We start from the raw sequence: 17,283 nt of genomic DNA on the forward strand, positions 1-17,283 counted from the left end.
CCGTTCCGTCGCCGTGTCGTGTCGTGTCGTGGTGTCGCTGTCGGTGTCGTCCGGTCGTCCCGTCGTCGGGCGCCGGGCCGCCCGGCCGGCCGGGGCCCCCGGGAGACCCGGGAGCCCCGGCCGGTCAGGCCGTGCGCGCGGCGACGACCAGCTGGCCCAGGGCCAGCCCCCCGTCGCCCGGCGGGACCAGGCGGTGCCGCAGCACCGTGAAACCGTCGCGGCGCAGGCCCCGCGCGCAGTCGGCGGCCAGCAGCGCGTTGGCGAGGACACCCCCGCTCAGCGCCACCGTGTCCAGCCCGTGCCGGGCGCGGGCCTCGGCGCAGACCCGCCGGACCAGGCCCGCCACGGCGGCGTGGAAGCGCGCCGCGACCACCCCCGCCGGCGCGCCGCGCCGCAGGTCGGAGACGGCGGCCGCCAGCACGGGCGCCGGGTCCGCGGCCAGCGGCCGCCCCGGGCCCGGCGCCCGCAGCGCGAAGCGGTACCCCGGCCCGGCCGGGCCGCCCCAGGCCGCCGCGGCGGCCTCCAGCTCCAGGGCGGCCTGCGCCTCGTACCCGGCCCGGTGGCACACCCCGGCCAGCGAGGAGACCGCGTCGAAGAGGCGGCCCATGCTGGAGGTCGGCACGCAGCCCGTGCCGCGCTCCAGCTGCCGCGCCAGCACCGGCCGCTCCTCCTCCGGGCAGGCGGCGGTGCACGGCAGGTCGGCCGCCCAGGGCAGGCCCGCCGCCCGCAGGTGCGCCAGCGCCATCCGGTACGGGCGGCGCACCGCCGCGTCGCCGCCCGGCAGCGGCACGTACGCCAGGTGCGCGAACCGGCGGAAGCCCGCGTAGTCGGCCAGCAGGAACTCGCCGCCCCACACCGCGCCGTCGTCGCCGTGGCCGGTGCCGTCGAAGGCGACGCCGACCACCGGGCGGGTGCCGTCCAGGCCGTTCTCCGCCATGCAGGCCGCGACGTGCGCGTGGTGGTGCTGCACCAGCCGCAGCGGCCGGCCCGCCGCCCGCTCGCGCGCCCACCGCGCCGAGCGGTAGCCGGGGTGCCGGTCGGCAGCCAGCAGGCCGGGGGAGACGCCGGTCAGGGCCTCCAGGTGCCGCTCGGCGGCGCCGAAGGCGGTCAGGGCCGCCAGGCCGTCCATGTCGCCGACGTGCGCCGACAGCCAGGCGCGGCGCCCCTCGCCGAGGCAGAACGCGTTCTTCAGGTCCCCGCCCACCGCGAGTGCGGGCGCCACCGGTACCGGCAGCGCCACCGGCAGCGGCGCGTACCCGCGCGAGCGGCGCACCGGCAGCGCCTCGCCGTCCACCACCCGCACCACCGAGTCGTCGCAGGGCACCGCGATCGGCCGGTCGTGGACCAGCCAGGCGTCGGCGATCCCCGCCAGCCGCTCCAGGGCCTCGTCGTCGCCGGTGGCGATGGGCTCCCCGGCGCGGTTGCCGCTCGTCATGACGAGCAGCCGGGGGCCGGGCGGGTCGCCGGGCAGGCCCAGCAGCAGGTGGTGCAGCGGCGTGTACGGCAGCACCACCCCCAGGTCGGCGCTGCCGGGCGCGACGGCGTCCGCCACCGGGGGCGCGTCGGCGGGCAGGGCGGCGCCGGTGCGGCGTCGCAGCAGCACGATCGGGCGGGCGGCGCCGGTCAGCAGGGCGCGCTCGGCGGGTCCGACGCGGACCAGCCGCTCCACGTCGGCCAGGTCACGGGCCATCAGGGCGAACGGCTTGTCCCCGCGCGCCTTGCGGCGGCGCAGCAGGGCCACGGCCGCCCCGTCGCCGGCGTCGCAGGCCAGGTGGTAGCCGCCCACGCCCTTGACCGCCACCACCGCGCCCCGCGCCAGCAGCCGCCGGGCCTGCGCCACCGGGTCCGCCCCGGGCACCGCGCCCGGGCCCACCAGCCGCAGCCGGGGGCCGCAGTCGGGGCAGGCGACCGGCTGCGCGTGGAAGCGGCGGTCGGACGGGTCGCGGTACTCGTGCGCGCAGCGCGGGCACATCGGGAAGCCGGCCATGGTCGTCGCCGCCCGGTCGTACGGCAGGCCGGTGACGACGGTGAAGCGCGGCCCGCAGTGCGTGCAGACGGCGAAGGGGTGCCGGTGGCGCCGGTCCGCCGGATCGCGCACCTCGGCCAGGCAAGCGCCGCAGACGGCCGTGTCGGCCGGGACGAGGGTGCGGGCGGCGCCCCCGCCGCGGGAGGCGGCGACGGCGAAGCCGGCGGCGCCCGTCGCGGGCAGCTCCTCGTGGACGACGGACTCCACGGCGGCCAGCGGCGGCGCCTCCGCGCCGATCCGGGCGCAGAAGGCGGCGACGGCCTCCGGCGGGCCCTCCACCTCGGCGACGACGCCCTCGGCGGTGTTGGCGACGTGGCCCGACAGGCCCAGTCCGACGGCCAGCGCGTGTGCGAACGGCCGGAAGCCGACACCCTGCACCACCCCGCGCACGGTCACCCGCCGCCGCTCGGCCGCGGCGGGTGCGACGGCGGGGGCGGCTCCCCCGGCCCCCGTCACGGGCGGGTGCGGGCGGGGTCGTCGCGGACGGCGGAGCCGTGGTGGCCGGGGGCCGTCCCGTGGGCGTGCTCCCCGGCCGGAGGACCGTCGTCGCCGGGTCCGCGGCCGTGGTGGTCGCCCTGGTCGCGCCCGTGGCCGTGGTCGTGTCCGTGGTCGCGGTCGTGGTCGTGGTCGTGGTCGTGTCCGTGGTCGCGGCCGGTCCCGTGCCCGTGCGCCCCGCCCACCGCCAGGCGGGCCATCACCGGCCGGTGCGCCGGGACACCCCGCTGCACCGCGACCGCCCGGTCCAGCAGCAGCCCGACCCCCTCGCCGCGCCGTACGGAGGTGAAGACCACCTCCACCCCCGGGTTGACCTGCTGCACCGCCGCCAGGAACGCCTCCCGGTCGAAGCCGGCCGGACCGGCGAGGTCCGCCTTGGTGACCACCACCAGCTGGGCGAGCCCGAACGCCGTCGGGTACTTCAGCGGCTTGTCCTCGCCCTCGGTCACCGACGCCAGGACCACCCGCAGCGACTCGCCCAGGTCGTAGGAGGCCGGGCAGACCAGGTTGCCGACGTTCTCCACGAACAGCAGCCGCACGCCGTCCGGCAGCCACCCGTCCAGGTGGCGGCCGAGCATGCCCGCCTCCAGGTGGCACAGCCCGTCGGTGAGCACCTGCTTCACGGGCGCGCCGGAGCGCGCCAGCCGCCGCGCGTCGTTCTCCGTGGCCAGGTCCGCGGTGAGGGCCGCGACCGGCACCCCGCGCTCGCGGGCGCGGGTCAGCTCGGCCTCCAGCAGCGCCGTCTTGCCGCTGCCGGGGCTGGAGAGCAGGTTGACCACGGCGGTCCCGCGCGCGGCCAGGGCGGCGCGCAGCCGCTGCGCGCCGCGGTCGTTCTCGGCGAGCACGGCCTGCTGGAGTTCGGCGACACGGCACACGGGGGATCAGCCCTCCTCGGGGACGGTGGGACGGGCCGGGCGGTCGGCCCAGCGCACGGCGGCGATCTGCAGCTCCCGCCCGGACAGCAGCTCCGCCGCGGCGCCGCCGCACCGCGGGCAGCCGAGCCGCGGCGGCATGCCGGTGTCCCACTCCCCGCCGCAGGGGCCGCAGCGGGCCCGGCCGGGCACGGCCTCGGTGCGCAGCTCGGCGCCCTCCAGGACGGTGCCCTCGCAGGCGAGCGAGAAGCAGAAGTGCAGGGAGTCGGGCACCACCCCGGCGAGTTCGCCGACCCGCAGGTGCACGCGCTCCACGGTGCGTCCGTCCGCCTCCGGCCCCACGGCCCGCGCAACCTCCTCGACCTGCCCCACCACGGCCAGCGCGATCGACATCTCGTGCACGGGGGATCGGCCTCTCTGCGGTGGGCGGCCCGACCGGTCCATTACAGGCCGGACCTGCGGGGGGCCCGTCCCGCCACGCCGCCGCCGGGCGGCGGCGTCCGCCGTTCGGGCCCGGGGCGGCGGCTCACATCGCACGCATCCTCAGGTAGCGCCTCAGGTCCGGCAGGTTGACGGCGACGACGGCCGCGACGGCGGCGACGGCGGCCAGGGCGGCCACGGCGACGGTGGGCTTCCGCATGGTGCTCTGCTCCTCGGTCTCGTCCGGTACGGAGGTCCCGTCCGGTGGTGTCCCGCCGCGGCCGGACCGCGGTCCGGCCGCCCGCGGGCCGTCAGCCGGCGGCGGGCGCCGGCCGGCGCAGCTCGTCCCGCACGACCCGCAGGACGAGGCGGACGGCCTCGTCCACGGCGGCGGCGACGGGTGCGCTCAGGCCGATGCCCTCCTCCAGGCAGGCGGGTTCGCACCCCACGACGAGCACCCGGCGCGGCCTGCCGCAGCCGGTGCCCGCGCTGAGGGTGTCCAGCAGCGACAGGACGGCGTCCGGGGTCATCCGGTGGCCGTCCAGGACCGCGCCCGGAGGCCCGGCCGCGCCCTCGGCGGAGGCGTCGACGAGGCGGAGGGTGCCCGGGGGGCCGCCCCGCGCGAGGGCGTCCACCAGGACCGCCGTGCGGCAGTCGTCGAGCAGCCGGTACGCCAGGTGGACCCCGCGCACCCCGGCGTCGACGACCTCGACGCCCTCCGGCAGCCGCTGCGCGGCCAGCCGCCGGACCACCTCCACGCCGAAGCCGTCGTCGCCGAGGAAGACGTTGCCGATGCCCGCGACCAGGACCTCCCCGGCCGCGCCGGTGCCGTCGGTGCTCACGCGTCCTCCAGGGGGGCCACCTCGTCGGGCCGGAAGTACAGGAAGCGGCCCTGCACGCGGCGGAGCTCCGCCCCCGGGTCGCCGTCGACCGTGACCGCCAGGTGCACGCCGCCGTCCACGTCGTGCACCACGGCCTCGACCAGGGCGCCCCGGCCGTGCAGGAAGAGGTCTTGGGCGTCGGTGCGCCGCCGCCCGGGGCGGATCACCACGCGGCTGCCCGCGGCCACCGCCACGCCGTCGACCAGCACCCGGTCGCGGGACGGGTCCACGGAGCGGTCGGCCGCCGGGTCCCACCACGGCACGCCGGGCGGCGGCCCGGGGGCACCCGGGGGGCCGTCCGGCGCGGGCGGGGACGGCTGCCGGGGCCCGGTGGCCTCCCGCAGCGCCCGCACCGCGCCGTGCAGCCGGTCCAGCACCTCGGGCGGCAGCGAGTCGGCCAGGTCGACGGCGGCCGCCGCCCGGTCGTCGGTGCCGCGCGCCTCCCGCTTCTCCTGCTCGGTGAGGGCGGCGGTGCGCAGCGCCAGGATCTCGTCGATCTCGGTCGCGTCGTACAGCGCCCCGGGGCTCTCCGGGGCGATCCGCGGGTGGTCCTCCAGGACGATGGGGGAGGCGAGCACCACGTCGGCGGTGCCCCCGGTGCCCGCCAGGACCGGCCAGGCGTGCTCGTTGCGGCACTCGGCGACGGCCGCCCGCGCCCACTCCGGGGGGTCCGTCGGCGAGACGAAGGAGCCCGCCGTCAGGCCCAGCACCAGGTGGGCGGAGACCAGGGAGCGGGTCAGCGCCTCCTCCCGGCCGCCGTCCGCGGTGTTCCGGCCCCGGTCCTCCGCGCCGCCGTACCCGCGGCCGTCCACGCCGTCCCCGTCACCGGTCCAGGCGGAGGTGTTCTCCACCGACGCGGTGACCCGGAGCACCCGGCAGGGGCCGGGCACCTCCACCGCGCCGAGCCGCAGCACGCCGTCCACGCGCTCGCGCCGCCGCAGCAGCCGCCCGGCCACGGCGCCGGAGGCGTCCCGGACGGTCTCCGCCTCCTCGCCGGCCTCCCGGCGGAACGGCAGGACGGCGCCCTCCTCGCAGAGCCCGGCGACGTCCACCCGCACCTCGACCCGCTCCTCCACGCCCTCGTCCCAGGGCACCAGCACCCGGTCCGGCAGCTCCAGCGCGTCCGTGTCCTCGAAGCCGCCGCCGGGCAGCGCCCGCTGGACGGTGCGGCGCCGGGCGTGCAGGAACCGCAGCTCGGCGTGGAGGACCGCGCCGCGCCGCGGCTCCGCGAGGACCTCGGTGCGCAGCGCGGAGTGCTCGCCCGAGTCCGTGCCCCCGGCCCAGGCCGGGGGGACGAGCACCCCGAACTGCCAGCGCAGCCGGTTCTTCGCCGCCGAGGCGCGGTAGGGGTAGAGGACGTAGCCCTCCAGGAGCACGGCGTCGGCCACCGCGCGGGCGGCGGCGAAGCAGGGAGCGGGGGCCCCGGTCCGGCCCGGCGCGGTCACGGCTCCGGGTCCGGCTCCGGGTCCGGCGGGCGGCAGGTCGGCGGTGGTCACGGTGCGGTCCCCTCGGCGGCGGCGGCGGCGGTAGCGGGCGGTGCGGCCGACGCGGTGGCCGGTGCCGCCGCGGGTGCGGCGGCGGGCCGGTCCGGCCCTCCGGCCGCGTCGAGCAGGTCCCCGACGGCGGCCTCCCAGGACGGGAGGGCCCGCCGGGAGCGGTAGGCGAGCAGGGCGTCCAGGGCGGCCCGGGGGAGCCGGATCCAGCCGCAGTCGGGGAAGTGCAGGTCGACGGCCTCTCGCCACACCCCGGACGGCATCCGGCAGACCGCCTCCCGGTCCCACGGCACGGGGTGCACCCGGAAGCCCCCGGGACCGCTGAAGGCGGTGCCGGAGAAGAGGAGCAGCAGCGGCGCCTCGCCGTCCTCCAGGGCGGCGAAGTACCGCGCGGACGCCACGTCCATGTCGTACGTGCAGGGCACCGGCAGGTCCACCTCGGTCTCGCCGGTGAACCCGGGCACCACCACCGACACCTGCGCGAAGTGCAGCGGTCGCAGGGTCTCGCCCCACCGCTCCCGCCCGCCGAACAGGTCGTGCAGCCGGTCGGCCTCGGCGGGGGAGTAGCGGCGGCGGGCCGGTTCGATGCGGATCTGGCAGCGCAGGGCGAGGGCGTGGACCCGCTCCCCGCCGGCGGCGGTGACACGCAGCCGGAAGACCAGGGTGGGCCCGGCCGCGTACCGGTCGGCGTGCACGCCGGTGCAGGCGAAGTCCAGTCCGGTCACGGCCGCCCGCCCTCCCGCCCCGCCTGGGCGCTCTCCCGTGCCGCCCCGCTCTGCCCTGCCGCCCCGCCCTCCCGTGCCGCCCCGCTCTGCCCTGCCGCCCCGCCCTCCCGTGCCGCCCCGCCCTCCCGTGCCGCCCCGCCCTCCCGTGCCGCCCCGTCCTGCCGTGCCGCCCCGTCCTGCCGCGTCACGGCGACGGCGCGCTCCGCCAGCCGGCCGAAGTACGCGTCGAGCTCCGCGCGGGCCTCGGCGCCGCCGTCGAAGCCCCGCCAGTGCAGGCGCATCCGGCCCACCAGCCCGTACGCGTCGTCGACCGGCACCAGGTAGCAGTCGCCGCGGTCGCCGGTGCGGCGGACCAGCAGCGCCTCCACGTCGGGCTGGAGCAGCCCGGCCAGCGGGGAGGAGCCGAGGACGGCCTCCCACGCCTCCGGGTCCGGCGCGCCCTCGGTGGCCCCGGCGGGGCTGGGATAACAGGCCACCAGGCGGCCCAGCGCGGAGTTGCGGAAGAAGAACGCCACCGCGACGGGGACGCCCAGCGCCTCCCAGGCGGCCGCGTCGAGCCGGATCCCGGGGTCGGCGAGCCGGCGGTCGGGCACGGTGCGGAACCGGCCGCCCCCGGCCCCCGGCCGGTCGAAGAGCAGCGCGCAGGCCGTGCAGGCGCACGCCAGGGCGCGCCGCTCGGTGTCGGCCAGGTGCCGGTGGTCCTCCGCCAGGCGGCCGCCGCACAGCTCGCACCGCGGCGGCCCCGACGGCCGCGGCGCGGTGAGGCGCCGCAGCACGCCCAGCCCGGCGCCCGGCCCCGCGCCCCGCCGGACGGCCGGGGGGCCGGGGGCGCGGTGCCCCGTCACGGCGCACCCGCCGGGCGGCTGCCGATCTGCAGCAGGGCGGGCTGCCGGCCGGCGGGCCGCAGCTCCACCGCGGCCACCTCGGGCGCGAAGCAGGCGAGCGCCTCCTCGATCCGCTGCCGGGTCGCCTCGGCGGTGCTCGGGCAGCCGCAGCCGCCGCCCTCGCGCGGGGCCAGCCGCAGCACGCCCTCCGCCTCGTCCAGCGACTCGACCTCGACCGCCGTCGCGGCGCGGGCCGCGCGCAGCGCCCGGCCGACGCGGGCGGCGGTGTCCTCGGGGTGCAGGTCGTGCAGGACCAGCAGGGCGGAGACCAGGTCGTCCTCGAGCAGCGCGGGCGGCAGGGCGCCGTCCGGTCCGGAGAGGAGCGCCACGGCGCGGGCCAGGCCCGCGCCGTAGAACCCGGTCAGGGCGCGGACGAGGTCCTCCCCGGCGGCGGCCGCCGCCGGGCCGCCGTCCGCGGCGAGCCGGTCCAGGGCCTCCTCGACGCGCCGCCCGGCCGCCTCGGCGGCGCTCATCCGGCCATTCCGCTCAGCCCGGTGGGCACGTGGAGCTTCTCCACGGTCCGGCCGCCGCCGACGTACATGTGCACGCCGCACGGCAGGCAGGGGTCGAAGCTGCGCACGGCCCGCATGATGTCGATGCCCTTGAAGTCCTCCGGGGGGTTCTCCTCGAAGATCGGCGTGTTCTGCACCGCGTCCTCGTAGGGGCCGGGGGTGCCGTAGGTGTCGCGGACGCTGGCGTTCCACGGCGTCGGCGGGTACGGGTGGTAGTTGGCGATCCTCCCGTCGCGGATCACCATGTGGTGCGAGAGGACGCCGCGCACGGCCTCGGTGAAGCCGCAGCCGACGGCCTCGTCCGGCACCTCGAACCTCTCCCAGGTCTGCGTGCGGCCCGCCCGGACCTCCTCCAGCCCCTTCTCGGCGAAGTGCAGCGCCATCGCGGCCGCGTACGCCTGGAAGTAGGTGCGGGCCCGGTTGCGCTCCAGGGCGTTGCTCCAGCGCGGGATCCTCCACTCGAAGGTCGTCTCCGGCCTGGTCATGGTCCGCGGCAGGTTGATGACGACGCTGCTGCCGGTGGCCTTCACGTACCCGGTGTCGACCAGCCCGGACAGGGCGGTGGACCAGAGCCGGGCGATGGGGCCGCCGCCGGTGTCCAGCGCCAGGTGGTCCGTGCCGTCGAACCAGCGCGGCGACATCACCCAGCTGTACTTCCCGCCGAAGTCGCGCTTCTGCGGCTGGGGGATGGTGTGCTGGTTCCACGGGTGGCGCGGGTCGACCGGGTTGCCCAGCGGGTCGTGGGTGACGAACAGCTCCTGGCCCTCCCAGTCCTGGTAGTAGGAGCTGCCGAGCAGGATGCGGATGCCGAGGTTGATCTCGGTGAGGTCGTTGGTGACGAGCTTCCCGTCGACCACCACGCCCGGGGTGACGAACATTCTCCGTCCCCAGTCGGACATGTTCCGGTACGTGAAGTCGCAGTGCTCCGGGTCGTTGAGCGAGCCCCAGCAGCCGAGCAGGATCCGGCGGCGGCCGACCTCCTCGTAGCCGGGCAGCGCCTCGTAGAAGAAGTCGAAGAGGTCGTCGTGGAGCGGCACGACGCGCTTCATGAACTCCACGTACCGCATCAGCCGGCTGAGGTAGTCCGTGAAGAGCTGCACGGACGCCACCGTGCCGACACCGCCGGGGTAGAGCGTGGAGGGGTGCACGTGGCGGCCCTCCATCAGGCAGAACATCTCCCGCGTGTACCGGCTGACCTGCAGCGCCTCACGGTAGAACGCGCCCTCCAGGGGGTTCAGCGACCGCATGACGTCCGCGATGGTGCGGTACCCGTGCTCGGCGGCGTGCGGGGCCTCGGTGCGCTCGGCCAGCTCCAGGACGCCGGGGTTGGTCTCCCGGACCATGCGCTCGCAGTAGTCGACCCCCACCAGGTTCTCCTGGTAGATGTTGTGGTCGAACATGTACTCGGCCGACTCGCCCAGGTTGATGATCCACTCGCCGAGGTGCGGCGGCTTCACCCCGTAGGCCATGTTCTGCGCGTACACCGAGCAGGTGGCGTGGTTGTCCCCGCAGATGCCGCAGATGCGGCTGGTGATGAAGTGCGCGTCGCGGGGGTCCTTGCCGCGCATGAAGACGCTGTAGCCGCGGAAGATCGACGAGGTGCTCCAGCACTCGGCGACCCGCTTCTGCTTGAAGTCGATCTTCGTGTGGATGCCGAGGCTGCCCACGATCCGGGTGATGGGGTCCCAGGACATCTCGGTGAGGCCGTCGGCGCCCGCGTGCGGCGTCGTCTGCCGCGTCGTCTGAGTCATGTCTGCTGTTCGTCCTTCGTCGAGCGGGCTTCCACTGGGCTGGTCGGTGCCGGGCCGGCCGGCGCCGGGCGGATCGGCGCGGCGTGGTCGGTGCCGGCGGTGGTCGGCGTCGTCGGCGGCCGGTGCCGGCGGGGTGGTGCCGGCGGCGCGGGCCCGCCGGTCCCGAACCGGCGGGCCGTCAGGTGCGGCGGAGCGTCACCAGGGCGGCCGGTAGCCGGTGGTGAGCCGGCGGCCGGTCCGCCGCCACCTGGGCTCCTTGTCCACGGTGTCGAGCGTGATCCCGCGCAGCCGGCGGACCGCCGCCCCGTACGCGCCGCTCAGGGCGCTGGAGACCTTGGCCCCCGGCGGCTCGTCCATGAAGGGCATGAACTTGTCGGGGAAGCCAGGCATGGTGCAGGCGATGCAGATGCCGCCCACGTTGGGGCACCCGCCGATGCCGTCCATCCAGCCGCGCTTGGGCACGTTGCACTTCACCACCGGCCCCCAGCAGCCCAGCTTCACCAGGCAGGTGGGGGAGTCGTACGCGTCGGCGAACTGCCCCTGCTCGTAGTAGCTGCCGCGGTCGCAGCCCTCGTGGACGGTGGCGCCGAAGAGCCAGGTCGGGCGCAGCTTGTCGTCCAGCGGGATCATCGGGGCGGACCCGGCGGCCTGGTACAGCAGGTAGGTCAGCGTCTCGGCGAAGTTGTCCGGCTGGACCGGGCAGCCCGGCACGCAGACGATCGGGATGCCCGCCCGGGACCTCCAGTTCCAGCCCAGGTGGTCGGGGACGCCCATGGCTCCGGTGGGGTTGCCCTCCATGGCGTGGATGCCGCCGTAGGTGGCGCAGGTGCCGATGGCGACCACGGCCAGCGCCCTGGGCGCCAGGCGGTCGAGCCACGCGCTGCTGGTGATGGGCTGCCCGGTCTCCGGATCGTCGCCGAAGCCGCTCCAGTACCCCTCGGACTTGATCTCCTCGTTGGGGATGGACCCCTCGACGACCAGCACGAACGGGTCGATCTCACCGCGCTCGGCCTTGAAGAACCACTCGATGAAGGTGTCCGCGCCCCCCACCGGGCCGGACTCGAAGTCGATCAGCGGCCAGTGGACGGCGACCGGCGGCAGCCCGGGCAGGGCGCGCAGCGCGATCTCCTCGATGCTGGGCTGGGTCGCCGCCGTCAGCGACACCGAGTCGCCGTCGCAGCTCAGGCCCGCGTTCATCCAGAGGATGTGGATCGGGGCCTCCTCGCCGGAGGCCGCGGGGGCCGGGGCCGGCGGGGTCGAAGGTGCTGCATCCATGCGGATGCCTCCTCGGGGAGGGGAGCGCCGGAAGGCGTGCACCGGCGCTTTCCCCCCTTGTTACCCCGGGGCCGGGGGAGCGGCAGGTCGAGGGCGCCCGATCCGGTGACGCGCCCCCCGAACGGCCCGTCCGTCCCTCCGCGGCGCCGGGCCGGCCGGGCCTCCCCGCGAACGGACCGGGGGGCGCGCGCGTCGTTCCGTGCACGGACCACCGCTTCCGCGCGCCGGGCCCGCCGCGTCGTCGGCGGGCCGTGGCGGGGAACGATCTCCGTGTGCCGGGCCGCGGGCCCGGCTCCCCCGCCGAGCACCACGCGAAGGGACCGAGCCATGGTCCGCATGCCCGGAGCGCAGTGGCGCCCCGTCGTCAACGTCCACCCCGACGGCGTCCGCGAGCGCCGCGGCCTCGTCCTGCACGTGCAGGACGACACCGGGAGCCCGTACGGCTGGTTCGACAACCCCGCGTCGCAGGCCAGCAGCGACTTCTGGGTGCGCCGCGACGGCCATGTCGAGCAGTACTGCGACACCGGCACCGACTACGCCTGGGCCCAGGGGGCGGGGAACCCGTACTACGCCTCGGTGGAGACCGAGGGCCACCCCGACACCGCCCTCACCGCCGCGCAGGTGGAGGCGGTGGCGCACATCTACGCCTGGGGCCACTCCGTCTTCGGCTGGCCGCTGGCCGTCGTGGACTCCACCACCGAGCACGGCTTCACCTACCACGGCGCCGGCGGCCGGGCCTGGGGCAACCACCCCGGCTGCCCCGGGACGCTGCGCCGGGCGCAGCGTCCTGCGGTCATCGCCCGCGCGGCGGAGATCCTCGGCGGCGGCGCCGGGGGCGCCTCGGTGAGCCTGGCGCACGTCGTGGACGCGGCCCGGCGCGACCCGGCGGCCGGACAGGGGCACACCACGCACCGGGCCGAGGTCCTGGTGGTGGAGCGGGCGCTGCGGGCGGAGGGGCTGCTGGCGGCGGCCTGGGTGGACGGCAGCTTCGGCACCCGGACGGTGACGGCGTACGCCGCGCTCCAGCGGCGGTACGGCTACAGCGGCGCCGCCGCGGACGGCATCCCGGGCCGGGACAGCCTGACCCGGCTCGGCCGGGCGCACGGCTTCGAGGTCACCGCCTGAGGGCCGGGCCGTGGCCCGGGAGCGGCGGCGCGGCCTGCCGTCCGAGCGGGAGGGTCCCGCCGCGCTATTCGTGCCATAGGACAACTAATTGCGAGAGCCCCGGCCCTGCTGTTCGGGAGTGACTCGCTTGGACCGTTGCCCTAGGTAAACTATAGCCTTCCCCCATGTTCACAGCTGGTCAGGAAGCGAGGCTGCACGGGGCCCCACAGGGCGCCCGACGCCTCCTGGTGCGCGCGGCGCACCGCGCGCCCCTCGGTGGCGCTCAGGCGGGTTCCCGGTCCGCCACGGCCCGGTCGGTGCCGGCGGCGGGCTCCGGGACGGGGACGCCCTCCGCCACCCGGTGGAACTCCTCCAACCCCACCAGCAGCGACGCCCGCGCGGACGGCGGCATGCCGGCCAGGGTGGCGCGCAGGTCCTCGCGCCGCAGCTCCCGCAGCTCCGCCAGCAGTTCGGCGCCCTCCCGGGTCAGGTGCAGGATCACCTGCCGGCGGTCCGACTCCCCGGCGTCCCGGTCGATCAGCCCCGCCGCCTGCAGCCGGTCGCAGAGCCGGCTCGTCACCGAGGCCGCGGTGCCCAGCTCCTCCGCGAGCCTGCGCAGGTGGATGCCGCGGTGCCGGTCGATGGCGATGAGTGCGCGCATCTGCGACGTCGAGACCGTGGTGCCCAGGGCCTCGTGCGCCCTGCCCCACAGCACCACCAGGGACTCGACCGCGGCCAGCATGGCGGCGGCCACCTCGTCCGGCGACGTCAGGTGGGCGGTCCGTGAGCCGGGGCGCAGGTACGTCATGCGGGAACACTCCTCCCAACTCCGAGCTTTGCACAACAGTGTGCCTCACCCGTCCGACCGCTCCGCGGCAACCGCCGCAGCGCGCTCCGCCCGGGAGGGGCGATGACCGTCCACAACCGGGTCTGCACCGCCCGGCGCGCGCTGCAGGACGCGGCGCCCGACGCCCTGGCGGGCGCCCTCGACGGCGTACTGGCGGAGCACTACCAGGCCGCCGGGAGCCGCCTGCTGCTCGTCGACCACAGCATGTCACTCCTGTGCCCCGTACGGTCCGGCGACCCCCGCGCCCCGTACGGCGGCACCCTCCTCGGCGGCCCCGCCGCGTGCGACCCCCCCGGCCGGGGACTCCGGGCCGAGGACGCGCCCCCGCCCGAGGAGGCCGGGTCCCGCGGCGTGCCGGAGGGGGCCGAGCCGGTCAACGACTCGCCGGCCGGCCGCGTCTTCTCCTCCCAGCGGCCGGAGGTCCTCCGGGACCCGGCCGCCGGCCCTGCGGCGCACACCGTGCTGCTGCCGGTCACCGTCCGCGGCGACCGGCAGGGGGTCCTGGAGGTGCGCCTGCCCCGGCTCCCCGGCGCCGCCGACCTCGCCGACCTCGCCGAGACCGCGACCGCCCTCGGCCACGCCCTGGTCGTGGCCGACCGGGACACCGACCGCTACCTGCGGACCCGCCGCCGCAGGCGGCTCACCCTCGCCGCCGAGATGCAGTGGCAGCTCCTGCCCCCGCGCTCCTGCGAACGCCCCGAGTTCAGCCTCGGCGCCCACCTGGAGCCCGCCTACGGCGTCCACGGCGACCACTACGACTGGACGGCGGAGGCCGACCGGCTCGTCGTCGCGGTCACCAACGGCATGGACCGCGGCGAGCGCGCCGCCTCCCTCACCGGCCTGGCCGTCGGGGCCCTGCGCAACGCCCGCCGGCTGGGCCCCCGCGTCCCCATCGCCCACCAGGCCAGCCTCGCCGACCAGGCGATCTTCGGCATGCACGGCGGCAAGAGCCACGTCTCCACGCTGCTCATCCAGTTCGACCTGGCGACGGGCCGGGTGACGGCGGTGGACGCCGGCTCGCCCCGGCTGCTGCGGCTGCGCGACGGCCGGGTGGAGGTCCTGGAGCTGGAGGCGCAGCTGCCCCTCGGCATGTTCGAGGAGACGCCCTACATCTCCCAGGAGCTGCCGGTGCTCCCCGGGGACCGGCTCGTCGTCGTGAGCGACGGCGTGCACGGCGCGCGCTCCCCCCGCGGGGAGGTCTTCGGCGACCGGGTGCTCCTCAACACCATCAGCGGCAGCCGGATGGCGCCGCCGGTCGAGGCCGCCCGGCTGATCGTCCGCGAGGTCGCCGCGCACGAGGCGGCCGAGCCTGCCCGCGGCCCGGCCGACGACGCCGTCGTCCTCGTCGTCGACTGGCGCGGCCGCTGACGGGCCTCCGCGCGGAGCGGCCCGCCCGGGGCGCCGGGCCCGGGCGGCAGGAGCCGGAGGGACGGCAGGAGGCCGCGGCACGGCAGGAGGCGGCGGGCGGGCGGCGGGCGGCCCGGGGAGCCGGGGTGCCGGTCACCCGAAGGACGCCGCCGCGTCGCGGCGGCGTCCGCCCGGTGCGACGTTGGGGCCGAGTCGTGCACCCGCCGGGCGCACCCCCGCGCCGGCCCGTCCCGGGAGGACATCCGATGCCCCGATCCCGCCGCCTGCCCGCCCTCGTCGCGGCGCCGCTCCTCGCGGCGCTGCTCCTCGTGTCGGGCTGCTCCAGCTCCGGCTCGTCGTCGTCGGGCAGCAGCCCCGGGGCCACCTCCGCGGCCAACCCCGCCTCCCCCTCGCCGACCGGCAGCCAGGAGAAGGTGAAGCTGGCCAAGGCCAAGTTCGTCGCCAACGCGGGCCTGGCCGCCGGCGCCACCTACCAGTGGCTGTACAAGCCCTACAAGGCCGGGAAGTTCAAGAAGGGCGCCGACGGCCGTAAGCTCGCCCTGGTCAAGGCCGGCCTGGCCGGCGCCTTCACCTACAACCGGCTGAAGGCGGCGATCAACGACGCCAAGGGCGACCCCCTGCTGTCCAAGGCCGTCGCCCCGCTCACCGGGGGGGTGGAGAAGCTCAAGCAGGCCGCCGCGAACATCCGCAACGGCAGCGACCCGGAGAGCGGCGCCGGCCAGTTCCAGGGAGTCATCGACAGTTTCAAGCAGGCCGGCCAGTCCGCCGGGGCGACCGTCACCGACCAGGTGCCGTCGACCGGCCAGCTCACCTCGGGCGGCTGACCCGGGGATCCGCGGGCGGCCAATCCGCAGGCGGACCGGCCCCGAATACAGAGGGAGCGGCGGGCCCGTGCCACGGCACGGCCACCGCGCCCCCTGCCCGCATCCGACCGGTCCGACGTCCCGGAGGGACAGCATGCCGCCCCACCGCCACCACCCCGCCCGGCGCCGCGCCGGCGGCCCGGCCCATCCGTCCGCCGCCCCCCGGCGCACCGCGCCCCGCCTCCGCGGGGAGGCCGCGCTGTGAGCGAGGTCGTGCACCTGGCCGGACCCAGCCGCAGGGGGCCTGGTCTGGAGGAGCTGGTCGGGCGGGTCTCCCGTGGGGACCAGCAGGCCTTCGAGCAGGTCTACGACGCGGTCGTGGGCCCCGTGCTCGGCCTGGTCCGGCGCATCCTGCGCGACCCGGCGCAGTCCGAGGAGGTCGCCCAGGAGGTCATGGTCGAGCTGTGGCGCACCGCCGCCCGCTACGACCGCGACAAGGGCACCGTGATGGCCTGGGTGATGACCCTCGCCCACCGCCGCGCCGTCGACCGGGTCCGCAGCGCGCAGGCCGCCGCCGACCGCGAGCAGAAGGCCGCGGCCCTCGGCCACTCCACCGCCTTCGACGAGGTCGCCGAGCAGGTGGAGTCCCGGCTGGAGCGCGAGCAGGTCCGGCGCTGCCTGCGCGGCCTCACCCAGCTCCAGCGCGAGTCCGTCAACCTCGCCTACTACCGCGGCTGCACCTACCGGGAGGTCGCCGAACTCCTCGGGGTGCCGCTCGGAACCGTCAAGACCCGCCTGCGGGACGGCCTCATCCGCCTCCGCGACTGCCTGGGGGTGACCGCATGAACCACGCGCCCGACCTGCACACCCTGACCGGCGCCTACGCCGTGCACGCCCTCGACCCCGAGGAGCGCGCCCGCTTCGAGGAGCACCTCGCCGGGTGCGAGGCCTGCGCCCAGGAGGTCCGCGAGCTCGGCGCCGCCGCCGCCCGCCTCGGCGAGGCCGAGGCCGTCTCCCCGCCGCCGGACCTGCGCCGCCGGGTCCTCGCCGAGATCGCCACCGTGCGGCAGATGCCCCCGCAGGTCCCGCAGACCGGCCTCGACGAGCGGCCGTCCGGCGTCCTGCCGCGCCTCGCCCGGCAGTGGCCGCGTCTGGCGCTCGCCGCCTCCGTCGCCGGAGCCGCCGTGCTGGGCGGCCTCGCCTGGCAGTTCCACCAGGACGCGGACCGCGCCGACCGGCGGGCCGCCGTCGCCCGGCAGCAGCAGGACGAGTTCGCCCGGCTGATGGCGGCCCCCGACGCCCGTACCGCCACCGCCCGCACCGGCGCGGCGTCCGCCGCCGTCGTCTGGTCGGCGGGGGCCAACCGCGCCGCCTTCCTGACCAGCGGCCTGCCCCACCTGCCCGAGGGCAAGGTGTACGAGCTCTGGTACAACGACGCCGGCACCATGCGGCCCGCCGGTCTGCTGCCGCCGGGCGGCGCCGCCCGGATGCTGGACGGCGCCGTCGACGGCGCCGCCGGGATCGGGGTGACCGTGGAGCCGTCCGGCGGCTCCGCCCGCCCGAGCGGCCAGCCGGTGCTCCTGCTCCCCTTCACCTGAGCCGACCGGCCCCGCCCGCCCGCCCGGCCGGCCCGACCCGCCCGCTCCACCCGGCCGCCCCCGGTTCCCCCCGGGGGCGGCCGACGCGTGTCCGGGGCGGCGCCCCCGGAGGCCCGGCGCCCTCCCGGCGGCCCGCCCGCGCCCGGGCACGGGCCCCACGCCCCGACCAGCCACGGACCGGGGCGACCCGCCCGCCCGCGCGCGCCCGGGCACGGGCGGGCCGCCGTTG

At 77.6% G+C, this 17,283-nt stretch carries 16 protein-coding genes and 1 pseudogene; 5 read left to right on the forward strand and 12 right to left on the reverse strand.

Annotated features, from left to right (window positions below):
- Positions 1 to 124: 124 nt before the first annotated feature.
- The 11 genes and pseudogenes from hypF to ACFY07_RS11570 all read right to left on the reverse strand — a co-directional run bounded on the left by hypF (position 125) and on the right by ACFY07_RS11570 (position 11,334).
- Positions 125 to 2,482: a carbamoyltransferase HypF gene (hypF, locus tag ACFY07_RS11520; protein WP_390868468.1), complete on the reverse strand. Its 2,358-nt coding sequence runs from the start codon at positions 2,480 to 2,482 to the stop codon at positions 125 to 127.
- A complete protein-coding gene (gene hypB, locus ACFY07_RS11525) occupies positions 2,479 to 3,396 on the reverse strand; it encodes a hydrogenase nickel incorporation protein HypB (protein ID WP_390868469.1) in 918 nt (305 codons plus the stop codon). The genes hypF and hypB overlap by 4 nt, the downstream gene beginning before the upstream one ends.
- A gap of 6 nt (positions 3,397 to 3,402) precedes the next feature.
- On the reverse strand, positions 3,403 to 3,795 hold the full coding sequence (locus ACFY07_RS11530; protein WP_390868470.1) for a hydrogenase maturation nickel metallochaperone HypA: 393 nt from the start codon (positions 3,793 to 3,795) through the stop codon (positions 3,403 to 3,405).
- A 124-nt stretch (positions 3,796 to 3,919) separates the two neighbouring features.
- On the reverse strand, positions 3,920 to 4,033 hold the full coding sequence (locus tag ACFY07_RS11535; protein WP_374228216.1) for a DUF6893 family small protein: 114 nt from the start codon (positions 4,031 to 4,033) through the stop codon (positions 3,920 to 3,922).
- A gap of 91 nt (positions 4,034 to 4,124) precedes the next feature.
- Complete coding sequence (locus ACFY07_RS11540; RefSeq protein ID WP_390868471.1) at positions 4,125 to 4,655, reverse strand: hydrogenase maturation protease; 531 nt, start codon at positions 4,653 to 4,655, stop codon at positions 4,125 to 4,127.
- Complete coding sequence (locus tag ACFY07_RS11545) at positions 4,652 to 6,139, reverse strand: hypothetical protein (protein ID WP_390868514.1); 1,488 nt, start codon at positions 6,137 to 6,139, stop codon at positions 4,652 to 4,654. The genes ACFY07_RS11540 and ACFY07_RS11545 overlap by 4 nt, the downstream gene beginning before the upstream one ends.
- Before the next feature lie 47 nt (positions 6,140 to 6,186).
- Positions 6,187 to 6,912, reverse strand: a complete 726-nt coding sequence (locus ACFY07_RS11550) for a DUF6084 family protein (protein WP_390868472.1) — start codon at positions 6,910 to 6,912, stop codon at positions 6,187 to 6,189.
- Positions 6,913 to 7,106: 194 nt separating this feature from the next.
- A pseudogene (locus tag ACFY07_RS11555) lies at positions 7,107 to 7,685 on the reverse strand (DUF5947 family protein); the annotation flags it as partial.
- A 68-nt stretch (positions 7,686 to 7,753) separates the two neighbouring features.
- Positions 7,754 to 8,269 (reverse strand): hypothetical protein, encoded by a 516-nt coding sequence (locus ACFY07_RS11560; RefSeq protein WP_230745355.1) that lies wholly within the window; start codon positions 8,267 to 8,269, stop codon positions 7,754 to 7,756.
- Positions 8,266 to 10,059 carry a nickel-dependent hydrogenase large subunit gene (locus ACFY07_RS11565; RefSeq protein ID WP_390868473.1) on the reverse strand — a complete coding sequence of 598 codons (1,794 nt, stop codon included), beginning with the start codon at positions 10,057 to 10,059 and terminating at the stop codon, positions 8,266 to 8,268. Before ACFY07_RS11565 ends, ACFY07_RS11560 begins: the two co-directional genes overlap by 4 nt.
- Before the next feature lie 195 nt (positions 10,060 to 10,254).
- Positions 10,255 to 11,334 (reverse strand): hydrogenase expression protein HypE, encoded by a 1,080-nt coding sequence (locus ACFY07_RS11570; RefSeq protein ID WP_390868474.1) that lies wholly within the window; start codon positions 11,332 to 11,334, stop codon positions 10,255 to 10,257.
- A 327-nt stretch (positions 11,335 to 11,661) separates the two neighbouring features.
- On the opposite strand from ACFY07_RS11570, the gene ACFY07_RS11575 reads away from it, so the two are divergent.
- Positions 11,662 to 12,459, forward strand: coding sequence for an N-acetylmuramoyl-L-alanine amidase (locus ACFY07_RS11575; protein ID WP_390868475.1), 798 nt, complete (start codon positions 11,662 to 11,664; stop codon positions 12,457 to 12,459).
- 262 nt (positions 12,460 to 12,721) lie between these two features.
- Here the strand turns inward: ACFY07_RS11575 and ACFY07_RS11580 are convergent, their stop codons facing one another.
- Entirely contained in the window at positions 12,722 to 13,246 is a 525-nt protein-coding gene (locus ACFY07_RS11580; RefSeq protein ID WP_230745376.1) for a MarR family winged helix-turn-helix transcriptional regulator, read from the reverse strand.
- Between the two features lie 102 nt (positions 13,247 to 13,348).
- Here ACFY07_RS11580 and ACFY07_RS11585 point away from each other — a divergent pair, with 102 nt between their 5' ends.
- From ACFY07_RS11585 to ACFY07_RS11600, 4 genes are all read left to right on the forward strand, one after another.
- A complete protein-coding gene (locus ACFY07_RS11585; RefSeq protein WP_390868476.1) occupies positions 13,349 to 14,653 on the forward strand; it encodes a PP2C family protein-serine/threonine phosphatase in 1,305 nt (434 codons plus the stop codon).
- Positions 14,654 to 14,898: 245 nt separating this feature from the next.
- Complete coding sequence (locus ACFY07_RS11590; RefSeq protein ID WP_390868477.1) at positions 14,899 to 15,477, forward strand: hypothetical protein; 579 nt, start codon at positions 14,899 to 14,901, stop codon at positions 15,475 to 15,477.
- A 240-nt stretch (positions 15,478 to 15,717) separates the two neighbouring features.
- Positions 15,718 to 16,302: a sigma-70 family RNA polymerase sigma factor gene (locus ACFY07_RS11595; RefSeq protein WP_230745382.1), complete on the forward strand. Its 585-nt coding sequence runs from the start codon at positions 15,718 to 15,720 to the stop codon at positions 16,300 to 16,302.
- Positions 16,299 to 17,054, forward strand: a complete 756-nt coding sequence (locus ACFY07_RS11600; RefSeq protein WP_390868478.1) for an anti-sigma factor domain-containing protein — start codon at positions 16,299 to 16,301, stop codon at positions 17,052 to 17,054. The genes ACFY07_RS11595 and ACFY07_RS11600 overlap by 4 nt, the downstream gene beginning before the upstream one ends.
- The last annotated feature ends 229 nt before the right edge of the window (positions 17,055 to 17,283 follow it).

Origin of the sequence: Streptomyces sp. NPDC001380 (assembly GCF_042895785.1) — a bacterium.
Lineage (GTDB): Bacteria > Actinomycetota > Actinomycetes > Streptomycetales > Streptomycetaceae > Peterkaempfera.